Origin of the sequence: Anaeroglomus insulsum (genome assembly GCF_050689095.1) — a bacterium.
GTDB lineage: Bacteria > Planctomycetota > Phycisphaerae > Sedimentisphaerales > Anaerohalosphaeraceae > Anaeroglomus > Anaeroglomus insulsum.
Map to the genome: position 1 here is coordinate 375106 of NZ_JBOGCL010000001.1, position 20487 is coordinate 395592.

Genomic DNA, 20487 nt, shown 5'->3' on the forward strand with positions numbered 1-20487 from the left:
AAACATGATTGATACCCAACGACGAAAACGTGTCATGCAGCGATCCATCGCACTGGGCCACTGCATCTGCGACCCGAAACAACCGTGTCCCTGTGACATCTTCAAACAGAAAAACATCTGCCTGTGTGCCGGCGAACGGCTGGATAACCCCACCGGACCGGTAGCCCTGACGCAATTGGTCGAAAAGGCCGGCTGCGCCTCCAAAATTGACCAGGCCTTTCTCAAAGACGTTCTGGGCGGCCTGAGTTTCCCCGACAATCCGCACGTCCTGGTTGGTGTTCCGGCCGGTGATGACGCGGGCATCTATGAACTGGAGAATGGCACCTGCCTGGTCCAGACTGTCGATGTATTCACTCCCGCCGTGGATGATCCCTATCTGTTCGGCCAGATTGCCGCAGCCAATTCCGTCAGCGATATCTATGCCATGGGCGGCACGCCCCTGACGGCCCTGTCGGTTCTAGGCTTTCCCGTCCGGACCATCTCTGACCAGGCCATGGCTGACATCCTTCGCGGCGGCATCGACAAAATGAACGAAGCCGGCGTCGCCATCATCGGCGGCCACAGCATCAACGATCCCCAGGTCAAGGCCGGCTTTGCCGTCACAGGCGTCATCGATAAAGACAAGGTCAAGACCAATGCCCGTGCCCAAGTCGGCGATGTGCTCATTCTGACCAAGCCGCTGGGCACAGGTATCATCGCATTCGCCAATCAAATCGGCAGGGCCTCCGCCGAAAGTCTCTCCGCAGCCGCCAAATCGATGACGACCCTGAACAAAACCGCCGCCGAGCTGATGGTTCAGTTCGGTGCTTCCGCCTGTACCGACGTTACCGGATTCAGCCTGCTGGGACATCTGGCCGAGATGGTCCGCAGAAGCGGCCTTGATGCTGAATTGATCTGGGACGATATCCCTCTGCTGCCGGGGATACTGGATTACATCGCTCAGGGCATCTTCCCCGGTGCCATCGAACGCAACAAGGAATCCTGCAGCAAGGTTGTCGTTTCCGGCCCGGGAGTCACCGAAGATATGACCGACCTGCTCTACGATGCCCAGACCTCCGGCGGACTGCTCATCGCCATTGCCGCCGACTCCGCTCCGGCCCTGCTGGACGCCCTGCATCAGCACCAACTCCCCGCCGCTGTCATCGGAAAAATGATCGCCGGAAAAGGCATGATTCACATCAAAACCAATGGCACACGGACCATGCCCGCCAGGCAAACCAAGCCAGCACCGCAAACACAGCCCCAGCCGCAGCCTCAAGCCCAATCGCAGGAAACCTGCTGCTGTTCGACACCCGCGACACCATCGGCTCCGGCCAGCGGCGGTACCGAAGACCTCTACAAACAATTCCTCTCGGCCGTCGGCAGACCCGGCGGGCTGGATGCTTATACCAAACAGGCAATCAATATCGCCTTATCGGTGTTAAGCAAATGCGAACCGTGTTTAAAGATTCATGTGGAAAAGGCCCGAAAAATGGGCTTTTCCCAGCCCGAAATCGACGAAGCCGCATGGATGGGGATTGCATTCGGCGGCAGTCCTGTTATGATGTTCTATAAGAGTCTAAGCGAAAAGTAAAAAGGACACAGAAAGATTTCAACTATTTGCCTTTCCCTTTTTACTTTGCTATCGGAGGTGACAGGCAACTGGTGTTGCTCCTGGTCTTCAAAACCAGTGTAGTGGCGGTTAGACCGTCCTGGGTAGGTTCGATTCCTATTCGCCTCCGCCATTTTGATTATCGACAGACCAAAGGGTCCAAGATACAATACTGTCTATGAGCATGAAACTGCGACAACAAATGATGATTGCCGTCCTTGCAGTGGGTTTGGGACTGCTGGCCTGGGGTACCAGGTTTCACGCCCAGCCGGTCTTTTCCGAAAACAACGACAAGGGCCTGCTGACCGCCGAATCGAAACTGATTAAAGAAGTCAGCATCGGCGGCGTGGTCCGCGACCCCTACGGCAAACTGCGTTTAACCTACACCGGCGAGGCTCCTCAGTCTTGCCCGACCTGAGGCAAGTAAAGGAGGCCGTGGTGTCCACAGCCAAACAATCCCCGATACAGAAAGTCGTCTCCAGGCTCATCGCCTGGCGGACCGCCATCCAGTCGATGTTTCTTTTGGTCTGGCTGGACCCGCTCAATCTCCGGATGCACACCGTCTGTGCCCCCGTTTTTCATTGCTACGCCTGCCCGCTGGCAACCTTCGCCTGTCCCATCGGCGTCATCGCCCAGTTTTCGGCCCTGCACCTGTTTCCATTTATTGCCATCGGCCTGCTGATTGCTGTCGGCGCCCTGCTCGGATCGGTCGTCTGCGGCTGGGCCTGTCCATTTGGCCTGCTGCAGGACCTGGCCGCCAAAGTCCCCACCCCCCGGCTCAAAATTCCGCAGTGGATGGGCTATTTCCGCTATGTCGTGCTGCTGGGAGCAGTGCTGGCGATTCCCTATTTCTACGGCGAAGGTCATCCGCTGTTTATCTGTCGGTTATGTCCGGCCGGCGGCGTCGAAAAGGCCCTGCCCGATGTCATCTCTGCGGCCATCGGCGGCAATCCCATCCCCTGGCCCAACGCCATCAAAATCTCGATTGTACTGGCCTTTTTTGTCGCCATCTTCATCACCATCCGCCCGTGGTGCCGTATCTTCTGCCCGCTGGGGGCCATCTTCGGGTTTCTCAACCGCTTCTCGCTGGTCACCATGGACCTGAAAGAGCACCAGTGCACCCAATGCGGCCGCTGCCGGACACTGTGCACCTATGGCATCCAGCCCGACAAACAGCCCAACGACCACCGCTGCATCCGCTGCCTCGAATGTACCCAGTGCGGACCGAAGGCTCTGCAAATCACACTCCTCTTCGACGACCAGCCGCAGGAAGAAAACAAAGCATAAAAAAACCCGACAGAGTTGTCCTCTGCCGGGCTTTTTCTTTTACAAGATTCAACTAAATCTGCGGGGGAAACTCCGCCGTCTCTGCAACCGCTGGTTTTTTACGCAGGCAGATCGCCTCGAACCGCTGCCGCCAGAATCCATTGACAAAAAACAGGATTAAAAACGGCAGCAATGCCGCATAGAAAAAGGCCGCCCCGACCAGCGTTTGCAGTAAAAATTGCCACACCATCCCTTCGTCTGGATACTGCATCATCTCGATAATCAAAATCACTGAAAACGGGATCGCCGTTCCAATCAGGCACCCCGGGATCGACCACAGTGAAAACCGCAGCCCCGTCATCCGCTTGCGGCTCAGCAGGGTCGCAATCGTCAAGGCAATGGTATAGACCCCAAACGAAATACCCGTAAACATGGTCAGGACTGTCATATATTGGCTGTTGTCCCAATTGAGCAGCGTCAGTACCGCCAGACCCGCCATGCCCGCAAAAATCAGCAGAGCCAGTACGGCTGTTACAAAGCGATGTCGTCCGCCAATGCGTCCGGCCAGCAGCCAGACTAAGCAGAAGCTTACAGCAATCGTATCCATAATCGAAGTCAAAAGACCACTTGTTTCGGTGGACATATCTGTCAACGCAGCGAGAAACCACAATATGGTACGGAATCCCGCCGCCGGAAGCAGAATCCACAGTGCCGCAAGCCGGCGGTTTTCTTTAAACAGAACATACCCCAGCACCAGCGGAACCCAGAACAGCCCGCCCAGAATGGCATACAGCGGACTCCAGTAATACAGAATCGGCTGGCCTTCTTTGGGCCCGAGGGCACCAATATCACAGCTTGCCACAATCTTCAAATCACCAAACGCATACGTAGGTACTCGACACGAGTACGAACAGGTACCGCCTCACCCAAACTCAAAATCGCCCGAGGCCAGCAGCATATCGCCTTTATAAATCTCCACTTTGGGCTCTTTGCTGCCATCGTATCCGGTCACCTGCCGGGGGTCATATTCCTCCCCGCCGATGCCAACCAGTTTATAATTGAATGTCAGCATATTGCCGGATCGGACGACATCCACCGTATGATTCAGCGGCGCCCCCGCCTTGAACTGGCCAATCCCATTTTCCGGCACCGTACACATAAGGTCAACAGGGCGCCGAGGGGTAATCATTCGAAAGTCGTTGCCTCTGAGCGACAGCTCCCAACAATGATACTGGCCGGCCGGAACAGCAACCGGAGTCTCGCTGATTTCCGGAAAAAGGATGGTATTGGCACTCTGCAGCGACAGGCTCCGGATTTCCTTGCCCGGAATTTCCATCTGCCCCATCGCCACGGCCTTATCAGCCAGCACGACCTGAAGCAGCGGTGTCCCATCTTTCTGAGCCCATCGCAATTTGATTGTATAATTGGCCCCGCCAACAAAAATCATCTCCGGCATCGTCCAGCGAGGACGATACCATGGCTCCTTTAAATCCGCCAGGCAGCACAAAAAACGCTGGGCCTCTGACGATCCCGGCATATCGGCCACCGAAAAATCCCACGTCTGGCCTTTTAATGATAATGTGCCTTTAAAACCGGAACGGAGTGTAAAATAGGGATAAAAATAAGATTCATTGTAATTGGACACTCTAAGATCAATGACATACCGCAGCGTTCCAAACTCGGTCTGACGTTCAATCGTAAACGGCTCAAATTCATACTCCGAACTGGGATGTCCTTTCGGAGTATTCTCATTCAAAATCCCGTTGGGGTCATTGGTCAAATCACCGTCCTGATTGAGATCGATGTAGAATTTTCTATCCTGTTTAAGCCAGATAAATCCGGCCGGTTCCTTTCCCCCAAGCCAGATATGACCGCGATAGACTTTACCGCCTGAACTTTCAGGCTCCTTGGCAAAAGGCTCATTTCGAAGATTCGAACGCACACTCTCATTGAAACCATGATCCTGCCACGCCAAGTCGAAGACATATTCCGCCGCTGACACGAACGCCGCAGCACACAAAAAAACAACCAAAGCAGCCTGCTTCATAGATCCTCTCAATATCAACCGTTGTCATTCCCGCAAAAGCCCGAATGTATTATTCTCCGTACTACCAACCATGAACTCCGAACGCTTAGTTCACCTTCTCCAGTGCCGCCTCAATCCCCTCCACACCAAATCCTTCAGCCACCACCTGATGAGCCTTATCTGTCAGAATCATCCACGGCAAACCCTGCACTCCAAGCTCCCGTCGCGTCTTTTCGGCATCGGCGGCAATCATATCCAGCTTAAAAGCAATATGGCTTTCCTTCAGCCAGCCTTCCACCGCAGCCTTATCCGCCGGTTCTCCCTGCAGCACCACCACAGCGACCCCTTTATCCACCAGCAGTTGGCCCTTCTTTGCCAGTTCTCTGACCGCAAATCGGCTGGGACGCTGCTGATAATCCCACACACACACCAGCAGGGCCTTGCCGTCGAACTGATTCGGATCGCTCAGCACCGCCGGCAGCGGCCTGCCCACAAGCGACTTGGGTTTCGGTGCCGCACGCCGTCCCGAATTGCCGCCCGGCATCAGGACGATTTCCACATCTCTTTCACCCGCCTGCACAAAGACATTGGCATACATATTCTGACTCAGCCTGTTGTAATTAACACTAAGTCGAATATTCCCTTCACAAACCGGACTGAGTGTAAACTTGCCATCTTTATCGGTGGTGACATTCAGATTGGGCTGGCCATCGCCATAGCAGTAAATCCTTGCTCCCTCCAGCGGCTTTTCATCCACATCCACCACCCGGCCTGAAATAGAACTGTTGGCAATCTTCAAAACCACATCTTTCATTTCAACGGCCAGTTTACCTTCGGCAGCTTCATCCATCGTGGCAGACGCAGTCCCATACCCCTTCGGGCCGGAAATACTCAGATAGTACGTCCCTTCCGCAGGCAGCAACTCCGCTTTATAAACACCATTTTTATCGGTGGTAATGCTTGTATTATCAAAGGTACTGGACCATCGTGAAGCGCGAATCTGGACGAAAACCGAAGCGTTTGGGATCGGCCGATGATTCGGATCCACCACTTTCCCCGTCAGCGTCAATGCCGGTTTGAGCTGCACATTCATCACCTTGGTCTCAGCATCGACACTCACCACCGCCGCCAGCTTATTGCCCCGGTCAATCGCCACCAGCAGATATTCTCCTTCCGCCCACGACATATTATCCGGCGACCATCGCAGCGTATAACTGCCCTTTTCATCGGTCTTGACCGCCACACCCAAACCCTGCGGGATAAGCTTCATCTCGACCCCGGCCGCAGGCTTGCCGTCCGGTCTGGTTACAATGCCGGTAATCTTGTTCGCCGCACCCAGGACCACTTTAACCTCGGCCGTCTTGCCTTCTTCCACGTCGAATTCCTGTCTTTTAGACAGATTTCCATCCTGAACCTGCACACGGTAATGCCCCGGCAGAAGCTGCTTTTCAAAAATCCCCTCCTTGTTGGTCTTGCCGACGACACCCGGCTGGTTATCCTGATTCAGGTAAATCTGGATTCCCTCCCGGCCTTCTTCCGTATCCGGGTCCACCGCCTTGATCCGCACCATCGTTCCCTGTTTGGCCTTGAGCTGGATACCCATATCGCTTTTCAGATCCACCGTCTGCGGCTCACAAAGCCACTGGTCGCTCATCACCATCACCCGATAGGTTCCCGCCGCCAGATCCTTCACTGAAAACTGCCCTTCCGCATCCGTCTTGATCGGCTTTTGCGTCGGATCGATATCTAGGCCGATCCGGGTCACCGACAACAAAACATCAGCCACCGGCTTATTGTTTGAATCCATCACGATGCCCGACAGGGTCAGCCCCTTGCTCATCGTGAAGGAAATGTCCTTCTGGCCGGCTTTATACTGAAATCCCTGCATCGGATTGAGGTCATCACTGGCCGTCAATATCTGTCCCATGCCCGGCTTGGTAATTAAAAATTCCGCCGAACTGCCCGCAGGCAATTCCTTAAACTCAAACTTGCCTTCGGCATCGGTCGTTGTCGTAAAATACGGCATCGGCTCAAAATTAAGCATCATCCGCGGCTCCGTATCGGGCCGGGCATTCTCGTCAGCAATCACCAGCACCACCAGCCGCACCTGGGCTTCGGCAACGGGCTTGCCCTGCTCATCCACCACCCGCCCGGCCAGCGTCTGCGGTTCGCTCATGTGAAATTCCAGCGGCGCCGCCTGCTGTCCCATCGTCATCGCCCAGGTAAAAGCATAGTCCGACCGCTTGGCAACCCCGCAAATCGCCTGCGTACCCGGATCAATGGGCACATCCGAGGTAATACTGTATTCCCCCTGTGGATTGGTCTGGCCCTGTCCCAGCAGATTCATCTTCACCGTTTGGGTGGACAGGTCCATGGACAACTGATACAGCTTGACATCCACGCCGCCCACGGGGTTGCCATTCGGACAAAACGCCTTACCCGTGTACGTGACCCCAAACGCAGTCCCGCACAAAGCCAATACCGTTGCACAAATCATCAGCCGACATCTCGGCAGTCCATACCGCTTCATACACTATCTCCTTCCACAATCGGAGGGTCAATAACGGATTATTATTTCCTTCGCACCTGGGTCGCAACCACAACCGCAGCAATCAGCGCTACAATCACCAACACCGGCCAGACCGAACGCTTGGGCGTCGGCTTTTCCGCCGTCGCTTCCGAAGAAACCTCGGCCCCAGGCTCATTCGGCACAGCAGCTTGCCCCCACGCAATCAGCTTGGTATTGATCAGAACCGGTGTGGCTGCAGCTCTGGCGGCAGCAAAAGGCTTATTGTCCGCCACAGCACGAATCTGCTCTTCATCGAGTGCGTAATTATAGATTCGAACATCATCTATCCACCCGCGGAAATGCCGATTGCTGCTGCTTTCCGGATCCTTGCCGAGGGTCACAGGTGCATCGAATGGTTCCGCAGCGTGCGTAAAGTCATGCACTGCGGCCTTCAGCTCACCGTCGTTCATCAGATACAGCATCGCCTTGTCATCCCGCACGGAAAGAGCGGCAAACACCCACTTATCCTGAGGCACGATCAATCCGGATTCATATTGCCAGGTCGCTGATTTGTCGTCCCAGTGATACCCCAGTTCGTTGTCGTTTTTGAAGTTCAGGCCCGACACCGTCTTGCCCCCGCGGCAGAACACAAGCCCCGTATAGGCATTCTGTACCCCGTTGGAACGCAGCCACAGGGTAATCGTTGCGCAGTCGGTATCCAGCTTCAGCGGATCCGCCTGGACAAACCCCTTCTCGCCGTCCAGCTCAATGACACCCGTCCGGCCGCTATCCTGCTCAACCCACCGCGCGCCGCCCTGCAGCACCGCAGTAAAAGTCCCCGCCGCATCGGCAGTCTTGGCGTCCTCAACTTTATCAAACGCCCACCCGGCGACCAGCTTGCCTTCTTCAAGACTAAAATCCCAGACCTTACCCTGCGTTATTTTGCCCTGGCCATCCACCTCATCAATTCGCCAGTAATATCGCGTCCCGGCAGCAAGCTCCGACAATGTCGCCTCAAGTTGTTCCGTCCGGCCCAGCAGCGTCAGCGTATCCGGACGGGTGCCGGCATAAATATCATGAGCCCTGGCTCCCTGCCCCGCCATCCACTGCACTTTGACCCGTCCGGCCGCAGGCAATACCGCCGCCGGCGTCGGCTCTGGATTGCACGCCGCAGGACCAAACGGCTCGAAGAACCGCACCTCACTGAGACCGACAAATCCCTCGTCCCGAATCGGCACCAGGTTCTCAATACGCACTTTCTTCGCAAGCGTCGGTTTAAACGATACAATCGTCGGGTCATCGTAATCAGGCGTGCCTTCCGCTTCAGCTATCTCCACACCCTTCAGCAGGCTCTTCCATCCGCTCTGTTCGGTCCAGACGGAAATATCCGCCTTGCCGATGCCGCGTCCGGTATAGTTGGGCAGATTATAATTCCAAATCGCAATCTTTTCCAGCGTTCGGGCCGCATCAAACTCAAACACAACCCCCTCGCCAACCGCTTCTTTTTTGCTCAGCCACATCGCATCGGGACTGGTGTTGTGCTCCAGCAGCCGATCGCGATCCGCATTGCCCAGTCCAGCCCCCGACAGTGCTAAAGCGGCAGTCTTCACATCCAGCACCATCTGCCCCACTGCCGGCAGACTGCGGCCCTCAGGCTTAATCACCAGGTTCTGTGAACGAATCTCAAAAGGCCCCTTGATTTGACAAGCGATATAATACGGACGTTTGATCTCTTTGGGCTCTCGCCACGAGAGCGAACAGGTCCCGCCTCACCCATACTCCAGCTTAAACGTTCGGTCATATTCTCCGCTTTTGCTGTAGATATGCAGCGACGGTGCATCCGGCCGCCCGCCTCCCACCCGCAGACTGATCGATTCCCCCATCTTGCCAACCAGCTCCTGGTTAAAATTAAAAGCATTATTGCGAATCGTGTGAGTAACCATCGAAATGACCGGTTCACCAATATCCAGCTCCGGCGTCCCGTCTTTGGCCACCGTGAATGTCTTTTCACTTGGGAAATCGCTGCCGCTTAAAGTCCAGGTCTTGCCCTTGTCGTCTTTGCGTTCAATCATCCATTCGTGAATGCGATATTGGCCTTCCGGCAGGGACACCTCGCCCCCCACCGGTTTCCGATCAAACAACCCATTGACCCCGGCAGCCGTAAACGTCGTGATATTAGCCGGCACCTTCACCTTGCCGTAAGCCACATCCTGGGCCAAAGTGATTTCAAACGTTGCCCCGTCCTTGGCAATCGCAACGCGATACAGCTTGTTGCCCAGCTCCAGGTAATTGCCCACATAATACGCCTTGCGTTTCGACTCTGGCCCGATAAAAATCCGGTCACAGTTGGGCGACTCAGCCTTGTCCGAAAACGTCCCATTGGCGTTATAGTCAACCAGCGCAACCCGGGTCGGCTTGCCGTCAATCATCACCTCCCCCTCATACCAGCACCCCGTTGAAACGATAAGGTATGAGCTTTGTTCTTCATATGAGTAATATTGCAGATTTAAGTGATAGGTAATCGGCCCGTCTTCGCCCTTGAAATACACCGCCACCGGCCCAAACGCAATCCGATACTGGTCTGACACAACCCCCTTATAGGGTTTCTCATCATCCAGATGCCCGTCGCCGTTGGAATCAATATACAGCAGGTCCATCGGGCCGGACTTGCGGGTGCGGTCCAGGGCAATCCACCGAACCTTACCCTCATCCATCGAATGCTGCCACTTGCCGAATTTCTGGGCATAGGGGCCAAACTCAGGCATCCTTACGCCAGCAGGCTTCTTTTCGAGTTGGTGATAGCTCCCATACGTGGAAAATTCATCCTCCATAGATAGAGATGTCTTGTACTGAAGCCACTGCGGCTGCCCAAACACCACAGCCTGCACGATCAAAATACATCCAGCCTGCAGCACATACTGTAACTTTTTCATGACGCGCCCTTCCTGATTTTACAGTTCAACTCTCCTTGAATTGCTTTAGTGCATTATATAAACAAGACACATAGCGTGTACAGATGTTTCAAAAAAATTAATTTTGAATACTCTATTACAAACCAGGCTATATCTTCTTATGGATATATCTTGAGAATTTCTTATTTTCCTTTGACTCATCTGCCGAAAATAGTACAATAGAGATGCTGGTTAGCCTAAAAATGGATAGCCAGCGCCCTGAAACACAAAAAAACGTGTGGTTACGGCACTGCGGTCGGGCAATCAACCCCGTACCTGGCAGGTCAAAGGCTTGGGGCCTTTGGCAGGTCGGTCGGAGCAACCCATTGAAATCGCAGCCGTCGGAATAACAGATATGTTTATCAGGAAAAACACAAATGAACACTCCCACCCTTTACGGCGGTATCACCGCCGGACCTCGTATGCCGACATCGCTCGGCAGTCCATCCATCATCACTGTCTGTCTGGAATGGGGAATCGATACCGTATTGAGATATCTCGAAACGGCTGTATTACCCTGGTCTAAACAAATCAGATAAGTACCAGACAGAAAACATCGTATTTCTGCATTCTCGATGCTATATATAAACAATCAGGAGACTATTATGACTCAAAATTCACCTCACAATACGGCCCCCACCAAACCCGGCAGCCAGATTATCGTCGATATCCTCGAAGAACAGGGTGTCGAAGTGATGTTCGGCTACCTCGGGGGGGTGGTTTTGCCCTTGTTTGACAAAATCTATGACTCCCGCATCAAATTCATCATCCCCCGCCACGAACAGGGTGGATGCCACATGGCCGATGCCTATGCCCGTGCTACCGGCAAAGTCGGCGTCATTGTCGCCACCTCCGGCCCCGGCGCTACCAACCTCGTCACCGGCATCGCCAATGCCATGATGGATTCAGTGCCGCTGGTCGCCATCACCGGGCAGGTGCGGACCGAGCTGATCGGCAACGACGCCTTTCAGGAAGCCGATATGACCGGCATCACTCGACCGATCACCAAGCACAATATGATTCTCAAAAATCCCGCCGAACTGCCGCAGGCATTCCGTGAGGCCTTTTATATCGCCAAAACCGGACGGCCCGGCCCGGTGCTCATCGACCTGCCTGTCGATATGCAGATCGCACAGATACCCGTCACCGCGCCGACCCCGATTGAACTGCCGGGCTTTCATCTCCGCACCCGCGGCCACGCCCGGCAAATCAGCCTGGCAGCACAGGCCATCAACGACGCCAAACGCCCTGTACTCTATGTCGGCGGCGGCGTAATCATCTCCAACGCCTCCGATGAATTGCGGGCACTGGCCCTCAAAGCCAATATCCCCGTGACCATGACCCTGCTGGGACTGGGTACCTATGACCAGAGCCGCAATGAATCCCTGGATATGCTCGGCATGCACGGCTCGGCCTACGCCAACTATGCCGTCCAGAACTGTGACCTGTTGATTGCCGTCGGCGCCCGCTTTGATGACCGCGTAACCGGCAAACTGAAATCCTTTGCCCCGCACGCCAAGGTCATCCACGTGGACATCGACCCGGCCAGCATCTCCAAAAACGTCAACGCAGACATCCCGGTGGTCGGCGATGCCAAAGAAGTCCTCAAAGCCATGGCTGAAGAAGTCGAATTCCGTCCGCGCGAAGACTGGTTCAAACAGATTGCGGTCTGGAAGAAAAAACACCCCTTCCGCTATGATACCAATGCCAAGACCATCAAACCCCAGTACGTCATCGAAGAAATCTGGCGGCAAACCCAGGGGCAGGCTACCATCGTCACCGGCGTCGGTCAGCATCAGATGTGGACAGCCCAGTTCTACAAATTTAGCCGTCCGCGTCAGTTCATTACCTCCGGCGGCCTGGGCACGATGGGCTTCGGCCTGCCGGCCGCCATTGGCGCCCAACTGGCACGACCCGGCGAACTGGTGATTGATATCGATGGCGACAGCTCGTTCAACATGACCCTGACGGAACTGTCAACCGCAGTGCAGTACCAGCTGCCCGTCAAGGTCTGTATCCTCAACAACGGCTATATGGGTATGGTTCGTCAGTGGCAGGAACTGTTCTATGGCAAACGCTATTCGTGCAGTTATCTGCAGAATCCCGACTTTGCCAATCTGGCCCGTGCCTTCGGTGCCGTCGGCTATACCGTCGATAAGAAAGAAGATGTCGCCCCGACCATTGAAAAAATGATCAAAGAAACCCGACCCTGTGTTGTGGACTTCCGCGTGGACCGCGAAGAAAATGTCTGGCCGATGGTTCCCGCAGGCAAGAGCCTCGATGAAATGAGCGGTCTGGATATCTTTGAGATGGCATAACCCCGTCGGCTTCGTCTGACAGAGATACCGAATCGCACGTGTGGTTTGTTTCGGCGAAGCCAAGTACAGAGATAGTAACCAGGTGCTGCTTTGGCACGCGGAATCATAATACCCGTGGGGTATAACTCAGGAGAATAACAATGAAACATATACTCAGTGCATTAGTGCAGAATAAACCCGGCGTCCTGGCTCATGTGGCCGGCATGTTTGCCGCCCGGGCCTTTAATATTGACTCGCTGACCGTCGGTCGCACCGAAGACCCGACGCTGTCCCGTATGACCATCGTTGTCATTGGCAACGACAGGACCGTTGAGCAGGTCCGCAAACAGCTGGCCAAAATTATCACTGTCGTCAAGGTGCAGGACTTCGCCGGGCTGGACGTCGTCGCCCGCGACCTGATGCTCATCAGCGTCGCATGCCCGCCGGAAAAACGGCCTGAAGTCCTGGCTTTGATTGAGATGTTTAACGCCAAGGTCGTCGATATTGCCACCAAATATGTCATGGTGGAAGTCTCCGGCCCCGAAAGCAAAATCGAGGCCTTCATCGATGCCTGCAGGCCCTATGGCATCAAAAATATGGTCCGCACCGGCTCAGTCGCCATGCCCCGCCAAATCCGCTCTGCCGCCGGGGATGAAGACGCCGGCAAATAACCCTTCGGACACAACACAATCAACCCTCACAGGGGCGGCCTCAAAACCGCCCCTTCTGTTTTATACTCACCCCAAAAAAATTGTCCGCCTGAGGCCCAGCTGTGTCCCATTTCGAGGTATTCTGGACCATCCTGGCGACAAAATGAAATCCGTTACGTAGATACACATTCCTTTTAAGACACATCCAGCGGCAGGGAGAGCGTGAAAGTGCTGCCTTTGCCGGGGGTGCTTTGGACAGATACTGAGCCTTTGTGATATTGGACGATGTGCTTGACGATGGCCAGCCCCAGGCCTGTGCCGCCAAGCTGCCGGCTGCGAGCCTTATCCACCCGATAGAATCGCTCAAAGATACGATTCTGATGCTCAGCCGCAATACCGCAGCCCTTGTCCTGCACACGAATCACCAGCCGGTCGTGTTCAGCCGTCGCCGCAATCGTCACCTCCGAATCAGGATTGCTGTATTTGATGCCGTTATCGACAAGGTTCACGACCGCCTGTTCCAGCAGCGACGCATTGACCGAGGCCTTCAGCTCAGCGGGACATGTCATTTGAATGCGAATATTGCGTTCTGCGGCCTTATGTCGGCACAGTTCCACAACCTCGTTGAGAATCTCACGAATCGAGCAGATCTCACGCGGAACATGCATGGACTGCCCCTGCTGTTCCAGTTCACACAGCAGCAGCAGGTCTTCGATAATCGAATTAAGACGGTCGGTCTGACGGGCGATGATGCCCAGAAACCGTTTGGCGTCTTCGGGGTGATGAATCGCCCCATCCTGCAGCGTTTCAATAAAGCCGCGAATCGAGGTTACCGGGGTCTTGAGCTCATGGCTGACATTGGCAACAAAGTCGCGTCGAATCTGCTCGAGCCGATAAATCCGCGTCATATCGTTGAGCACAATCAGCGCTCCAATATGGCGGTTTTCGCTGTCCAGCAGCGCCGACGAACGGACCTGAAGATAGCAATCCTGCCGCAGGTCGGCATCGGGCATCAGGATAAACTGCTCGGCGGAATGGGGCGATCGCAGGGCATTCTGCACAAATAACTGCAGCTCACTATTATGAATGAGTTCGCCCACAGTCCGGCCGGTTGCCTTGTCCGCATCCAGCTGCAGCAGCCGAGCCGCTGCGGTATTGAGCATCAGGCACTTGCCTTCAGTTTCAAAAGCGATAATCCCCTCCAGCATCGCGGTAAAGACCGCCTGCTGCTGATTCCGCTGGCGAGTCGAGGCCTCAATGCGGTGGTTCAGCTCCTGGGCCATGGTGTTCATCGCCTGGGCCAGTTCCGCAATCTCGCCCGGTCCGACGACATCCAGCTTGTGCGTCAGCTGTCCCTGGGCAAATCGCCGGGCACCCTGCTGCAGCAATGCCAGCGGACGCGACAGACGCCAGGAAAAATATAGACTAACCAGTACCAGAATCGCGGTAATCACAATTGCATAGCGAATCACCTGCTGGGTAAGCGAGCCGATGGCATGTTCGATTTCCACCAGCGGCATCGCTGTGCGCACCACCGCCGCCACCTGCGTGTCCTGGAAAATAGGCACCGCCACATACATCATCCGCTGCTTGAGAGTGGCACTGGGTCGGCGCTCAGAGAAACCAACCACGCCGGTCATGGCCTGCTGAATTTCGGGACGGTTCAGATGATTTTCCATCGCCTGCGGGTCTTTGTCCGATTCCCCCAGCACCCGACCTGACGGTTCAATCATCGTGATGCGGGTCTTGTTCTCCTGCCCGAGCTTTTTGCAGAGTGCATCAATCCGGTTCAAGTCCCCCGCCTGCAGCAGCGGCTCCATCGCCGAACCAATCAGCCGAGCGCGAACCTCAAGCATCTGACGGGTCTGTCGCGTCAGGTATCCATCCACCAGAAAGGAAACATTCATCGAAAACGCCACCAGAGCGAGAATCATAATCAACACATACGAGGGAAATATCTGCCAGAGCAATCGTTTTTTCATCGGGGCGATTCCGTTGGGTTTGTTCAGCTTGGGTCTTTCATCCGATAACCGACTCCGCGGACGGTTTCGATATACTTGCCCGCAGGACCAAGTTTCTTGCGAAGCCCGACAATCTGCACATCGATAGAGCGGTCGGTTACAGGATAATCTGAACCGTGAATGGCGTCAACAATCTGATAGCGGGTAAAAACCCAGCCGGGGCGTGCCGCCAGAAAGCGAAGCAGGCTGAACTCCGTGCTGGTCATAGGGACATCTTTCCCTTTGACGGCCACACGATGCCGGCCAGCATCAATTTCGATATCATGGATACGAAGTATCTGATTGTCAGCAGCCTCAGCAGGCTGTTCCCGACGAAGCACCGCACGAATCCTAGCCAACAGGACGCGGGGACTAAACGGTTTGGTGATATAGTCCGCCGCTCCCATCTCAAGTCCTGTCACCACATCGGCTTCCGTGCCTTTGGCCGTAACCATAACCACGGGGATCGCAGAAGTTTTGGGATCTTTCTTCAGGGTCCGGCAGACCTCCAGCCCATCCACCCCAGGCAGCATCAAATCCAGCAGAATCAGATCCGGGCCCACCATTTGAGCTTTGGTCAGAGCGGCCGGGCCGGTCATGGCCGTCTCAGTACGGTAACCATTCTTATCCAGATTATACCGAATCAGCTCCAGTACATCCTCTTCATCTTCCACAATCAGAATTTTCTCATCAGCCATCAGATTTCCCTTTATCCCACTGCTCGCCAAACGGCAAAAGTGAACGTTCTATTAATATATCATTTCACCGGTATTGTCTATGTCAAATATTAGCATAATGTTAGCGTCGCGTTAGAGTTTGATTCGCAACGTCGGCAACGGCTAAATTGGGTTCGTTTCATAAGAAAGTAAAAAGGCAAAGGGGAAAAGGAAAAAGTATAAGGGAAAAGGTAAAATTGGGTTCGTTTGGTAAAATACATGGATACATGAAGACAAGGATACATGGATACAAGAATGTGGAATTGGGTTTGTTTTGCATTTTTGCTCCTTCATGTAAAAGTTCATAGTTCATAGTTCGTAGTTCATAGTAAAAACTATAAACCTGGTCGGGAAATGGTTCCCGAGGGCCTCCCCCGGCCCAGCTTATTATTATGTCAGCCGGAATGGAAAAGTTGCTAACAAAATAAAATATTTTGTTCAAATATTCCATTTATGGCCTTTTGGATATTGAGAATCGGCATTATAGTGGGTGCACTATCAGTGCTGATATTTAAGAAATGGAAAGCTATTGACAAAGTAAGTCTGTTTTTGTATTATAAAGGAAACATACAGAGTGAAGGATTGTTATTTTGTCAAAAGGATTTAGGAAAATATAGACATAACAAGATACATATTTACTTGAAATTTTAATATTGATAGTCCACTGGACTTTAAGCGTCTTACTGTAAATCGCCAGTTTATAGCCGAAAAGATGCAAGAGTCGGTGCCCCGCTTGGGGCATCGTGAACTTGTGTTTTCGGCGGGTTCTGGCGAACCTACAGTAGCACGATGAAACGATGCTCCTTTTTTGTGCGTTTTGTGAGGCGTACTTGCGGGGCGTAAAGGGCATCAAATAGGATGGGTTGGATATTTGATTGGAGAAAGGAAACGGTGTGTGATGAGAAAAGGGGTTGAGAGTCGGGGCAGCAAGACTTTGTCATTAAGAATATTTTTGTATTCTATCCTCTTTTGTTCATGTTTTGGTTTTTGTTCAGTTAATCCATTCCTGAATGTTCCCGATGAATCTGGGGAGTCAGAACCTGCGGCATTGCAGAGTCAAGCCCCTGATTCTTTGCCGGACTTTAGCAGTTATCATATTTTGGTTTATGATCCGCATAATTCCTCCAGCGGCGATACTCAGGCCGCTATGGCTGTATTGGGTATTACGAATTATACGCTTCGAACCTCGGTAAATCCTGTTACCTTGGCGGATTTGAATACCCATGATATCCTGATTGTCGGGTGGAACAGCGGCGGCAATAATTCCGGATTATCGGCGGGCGTACTTGCTGCCGGGATTACAGGGCGGGTGTTTCTAACCGGCCATGATCTGGATTATCATATTGTTCATGGTCCGCTGGCAGCACGGACATTATTCCTGCAGGCATTGCAGTTTGTTTTGGATGGAAAAGGAACGGGGATGATAGGATTAACCGACCCGACAGCCCTGTTTTCATGGATCCCTGCGGCGTGGGGAGTCCAGGCATCCCAAGATGGGGGGGAATACGTTACCACGATAACGGAGGACGCTCTTGTCTGGGATATCTACGATGGGCTGGTTGCAAACAGTGAAAATCCAGACATTCGCTTATCAAGGTGGGGTACATCATACCACACTCAATTTTCTTTGCACAATTCCCGATTTGTACCATTTGAATTGGGGGGAAGCAGCGGCCAGGAGATTGTTACTGTTGCGAATTTCAATATTCCGGGTCTTGATTTTGAAAAGACCGTCAATTCTGATCCCAACACCCTGCCATGTGTGGATGTGTGGGGGGAGGCGGAATTTACGATTTCCTATACGTATTCGGATGACCCGAACCATACGCGGCAGCCGTTGACGGAAGTCAGGCTTGTGGATTATATCCCCCCGGATGCGGATTATGTATCATCCTCGCCGATGGGCACGTATGATATTTTTACTCGGACAGTGACGTGGGAACTGGGGACGCTGTATCCGGGCAGTTCGGGCAGTGTTACGATCCGGCTGAGGGTTAATGAGAATTCGGAGCCAAGCGGCGTTGTAGTGAATACCACCGAGTTGATTGCTGAAGACATTGTATTGGCCAGAACCCATAGGTCCATCTCGGTGTGCTGCTGGGGCGGGGATGTGATTTATGTGGACGATACGGCAACGGGGGTGAATACCGGCACCAGTTGGGCGAATGCTTATACGGACTTGCAGGCTGCGATAGGCCGAGCGGAAAAAGGCTGCGGGACGCAGATTTGGGTGGCGGCGGGAACGTATTATCCCGGCACAAAAACGACCGACAGCTTTGTAATTCCTGCAGGGGTATCTGTGTATGGCGGCTTTACCGGAACAGAAACGGCGATCGACCAGCGGAATATTCGCGGGGTGCCGACGATCTTGTCCGGGCATATCGGAATGTACGACGACGATAGTAATCCCGCTACGCCGGACGTACCCAAACGGAATACTACGGTAGTAACCATGGGGAATAATACCATGCTGGATGGATTTATTGTTACTGAAAGCAACAAAGAAGGACAAGGCATATTGGGGAAAAATATAGTAAATTCTACTATTTCAAACTGTATCACAGAGTATAATCAGTGGTATGGAATTTATACAGAAAACTCGGAAATTAAAATCAGAGACTCAATAATCAGATATAATGGATATGACGGTAGCTATCATCGGTTAGGAGGGACTGTTTTAGTTGATCACTGTCAAATTTATGATAACTTCCAGAACGGTATTTCTACAGTTGCCTCTACTCCTTCGATTCTTAATAGTGCTGTTTTCCGAAACGGCTTTGCAGGCAATTCCTATTACGGAATTAGTGTAATACAACCTGCTGGGACGACCCTGATTCGCAACAATACGATTGTGTATAATGCCAACGAAGGAGTTAACGCTTTCGGTCTTGACCCGACGATACGGAACAGTATTCTGTGGGGCAACAAAGCTTACGGGGACCATAAGCAGTTGCGGGGAAACGGCATTGCGACCTATTGTCTTCTTGCCGATCCCAATAATCTCACCCTGATGACGCCGGACCCGAATTCGCACAATATCAGTTGCAATCCGCAGTTTGCCTACGCGGATATTACGCTGCATAATTTTCACCTGCTGCCGACGTCGCCCTGCATTGACAGGGGGAATAACGCCGGGATTGCCGCCGAAGAAACCGACATGGACGGAGCGACACGAATTGATAACGATATTGTAGATATCGGGGCCGATGAGGTGGATTGCTCGGATGTGTATCATGTTAAAGATTTAGATGGGGACGGGCTGGTCGGGCTGGGGGATTTCGGGCTGTTTTCATGGGCATGGCAATCATGGGATCCCTATGTGCTGGACCCGAACTGCCCGGACCACACCTACTATACCGGCGATCCCGCCAGTCCGCAGCATGTGGAAGCGGCTGATTGTATTCACTGGAATGCACGATGCAATTGGGCATCCACGGGAACCAGTCAGTACACGATTGATTTAGCGGATTTGCTGGTGTGGCTCGATGAGGATTGGATGTGGGCGGCCTGCTGGCGGCTGGATTTGATGGAACAGCAATCACAGATGATAAATGCGACGGCTTCGCTCATGTCGTTGGAGGCATCTTTAGAAGAAGAATGGCCTGCTGCAATACTGAAAGATGTCACCCTGCAAAAAACGACTAGCGAGCAGATTATTGAATTGCAGAATGTGGCCCTGTTCCTTGAAACGCTTTGGTTATCCGATCCTCAGCTACAGCAGGATATTGATGCGGATGCATGGGATCGCTTTATGAATGAAATCAATCAATCCCTGAAGGCATTGAAAACAACACCTAAAACATTCACTCAATCGGAGGAAGTCCAATGAAACGGTTTGCATTATTAGTACTATTAGTTCTGTCGCTGCCGGTGATGGCCGGTTATACCTATGTCGTCACACAGGGAATAGAACTTGCTTATGTCCCAACGCTCCAGGATCATGAGAGCTTATTAATGACAGGGGGGGGTGGGGATATGCTACGCTTGTATGACTGGAGTGCCGCAGATATTTTTGGTACCACACCTTATAATCCCGATTATCTGGGAGGGATACAGATAATTGGCGTGACCCATAATGCCCATCTCAATTTTCATGGCGGCGAGGTTCACGAGATAAGTGTGAGTGTCGATGGCACAGCGTTGCTAAGCGGAGGCCGTATCGACCGCCTGACCACGTCACAATCGATCTGGAAATGGGTGGGCCAGCCGGCAGAATTAGTCTGGAATCCGCATGTGACCATAGTATGCAGCACACATACTTATAACACGGCAACCAAACTGCTGACAGGAACGTGGCTTGATGGAACCGCGTTCAGTATTCAGCTTATCGATTCGGCAGGCTATGCCGCAACGATTGATAACATTCGTTTCGTGCCCGAGCCGGCCACGATGCTGCTGCTGGCGGTCGGCGGAATGCTGATTTGCCGAAAATGAGTGTTGCATATACCAATCATAGTTCGGGCAAGTTGAATAGGCATGCC

General features: G+C 53.2%; 15 protein-coding genes and 1 tRNA gene. 9 read left to right on the forward strand and 7 right to left on the reverse strand.

Translation table 11 applies throughout. The annotated features are described in order from the left end of the window. Positions 1–4: 4 nt before the first annotated feature. From selD to ACQ9LF_RS01555, 4 genes are all read left to right on the forward strand, one after another. On the forward strand, positions 5–1573 hold the full coding sequence (gene selD / locus ACQ9LF_RS01540) for a selenide, water dikinase SelD (protein WP_462487599.1): 1569 nt from the start codon (positions 5–7) through the stop codon (positions 1571–1573). 53 nt (positions 1574–1626) lie between these two features. Further along, a tRNA-Sec gene (locus ACQ9LF_RS01545) sits at positions 1627–1724 on the forward strand. 45 nt (positions 1725–1769) lie between these two features. Next, positions 1770–2009 carry a hypothetical protein gene (locus ACQ9LF_RS01550; protein ID WP_462487600.1) on the forward strand — a complete coding sequence of 80 codons (240 nt, stop codon included), beginning with the start codon at positions 1770–1772 and terminating at the stop codon, positions 2007–2009. 20 nt (positions 2010–2029) lie between these two features. Then, positions 2030–2878, forward strand: a complete 849-nt coding sequence (locus ACQ9LF_RS01555) for a 4Fe-4S binding protein (RefSeq protein WP_462487601.1) — start codon at positions 2030–2032, stop codon at positions 2876–2878. A gap of 52 nt (positions 2879–2930) precedes the next feature. On the opposite strand, the gene ACQ9LF_RS01560 is transcribed toward ACQ9LF_RS01555, so the two are convergent. From ACQ9LF_RS01560 to ACQ9LF_RS01580, 5 genes are all read right to left on the reverse strand, one after another. Then, positions 2931–3719 carry a hypothetical protein gene (locus tag ACQ9LF_RS01560; protein ID WP_462487602.1) on the reverse strand — a complete coding sequence of 263 codons (789 nt, stop codon included), beginning with the start codon at positions 3717–3719 and terminating at the stop codon, positions 2931–2933. A 60-nt stretch (positions 3720–3779) separates the two neighbouring features. Next, complete coding sequence (locus ACQ9LF_RS01565; RefSeq protein WP_462487603.1) at positions 3780–4904, reverse strand: hypothetical protein; 1125 nt, start codon at positions 4902–4904, stop codon at positions 3780–3782. 85 nt (positions 4905–4989) lie between these two features. Continuing rightward, entirely contained in the window at positions 4990–7413 is a 2424-nt protein-coding gene (locus ACQ9LF_RS01570) for a carboxypeptidase regulatory-like domain-containing protein (RefSeq protein ID WP_462487604.1), read from the reverse strand. Between the two features lie 41 nt (positions 7414–7454). Next, positions 7455–9056 (reverse strand): LamG domain-containing protein, encoded by a 1602-nt coding sequence (locus ACQ9LF_RS01575; protein WP_462487605.1) that lies wholly within the window; start codon positions 9054–9056, stop codon positions 7455–7457. A gap of 105 nt (positions 9057–9161) precedes the next feature. After that, positions 9162–10325, reverse strand: a complete 1164-nt coding sequence (locus ACQ9LF_RS01580; RefSeq protein ID WP_462487606.1) for a hypothetical protein — start codon at positions 10323–10325, stop codon at positions 9162–9164. 395 nt (positions 10326–10720) lie between these two features. On the opposite strand from ACQ9LF_RS01580, the gene ACQ9LF_RS01585 reads away from it, so the two are divergent. The 3 genes from ACQ9LF_RS01585 (at position 10721) to ilvN (ending at position 13311) form a co-directional block, all read left to right on the forward strand. After that, positions 10721–10882, forward strand: a complete 162-nt coding sequence (locus tag ACQ9LF_RS01585) for a hypothetical protein (RefSeq protein ID WP_462487607.1) — start codon at positions 10721–10723, stop codon at positions 10880–10882. Positions 10883–10948: 66 nt separating this feature from the next. After that, entirely contained in the window at positions 10949–12661 is a 1713-nt protein-coding gene (gene ilvB, locus ACQ9LF_RS01590) for a biosynthetic-type acetolactate synthase large subunit (protein ID WP_462487608.1), read from the forward strand. A gap of 140 nt (positions 12662–12801) precedes the next feature. Continuing rightward, complete coding sequence (gene ilvN, locus ACQ9LF_RS01595; protein ID WP_462487609.1) at positions 12802–13311, forward strand: acetolactate synthase small subunit; 510 nt, start codon at positions 12802–12804, stop codon at positions 13309–13311. A 173-nt stretch (positions 13312–13484) separates the two neighbouring features. On the opposite strand, the gene ACQ9LF_RS01600 is transcribed toward ilvN, so the two are convergent. Together ACQ9LF_RS01600 and ACQ9LF_RS01605 are read right to left on the reverse strand one after the other, a co-directional pair. Then, the gene (locus ACQ9LF_RS01600) at positions 13485–15272 is read right to left on the reverse strand and encodes a HAMP domain-containing sensor histidine kinase (RefSeq protein ID WP_462487610.1); all 1788 of its coding nucleotides are present in this window, start codon (positions 15270–15272) and stop codon (positions 13485–13487) included. 23 nt (positions 15273–15295) lie between these two features. Beyond that, positions 15296–15988, reverse strand: a complete 693-nt coding sequence (locus ACQ9LF_RS01605; protein WP_462487611.1) for a response regulator — start codon at positions 15986–15988, stop codon at positions 15296–15298. 1066 nt (positions 15989–17054) lie between these two features. On the opposite strand from ACQ9LF_RS01605, the gene ACQ9LF_RS01610 reads away from it, so the two are divergent. Beyond that, complete coding sequence (locus ACQ9LF_RS01610) at positions 17055–19835, forward strand: right-handed parallel beta-helix repeat-containing protein (protein WP_462487612.1); 2781 nt, start codon at positions 17055–17057, stop codon at positions 19833–19835. Beyond that, the gene (locus ACQ9LF_RS01615; RefSeq protein ID WP_462487613.1) at positions 19832–20440 is read left to right on the forward strand and encodes a PEP-CTERM sorting domain-containing protein; all 609 of its coding nucleotides are present in this window, start codon (positions 19832–19834) and stop codon (positions 20438–20440) included. The genes ACQ9LF_RS01610 and ACQ9LF_RS01615 overlap by 4 nt, the downstream gene beginning before the upstream one ends. Positions 20441–20487 lie beyond the last annotated feature (47 nt).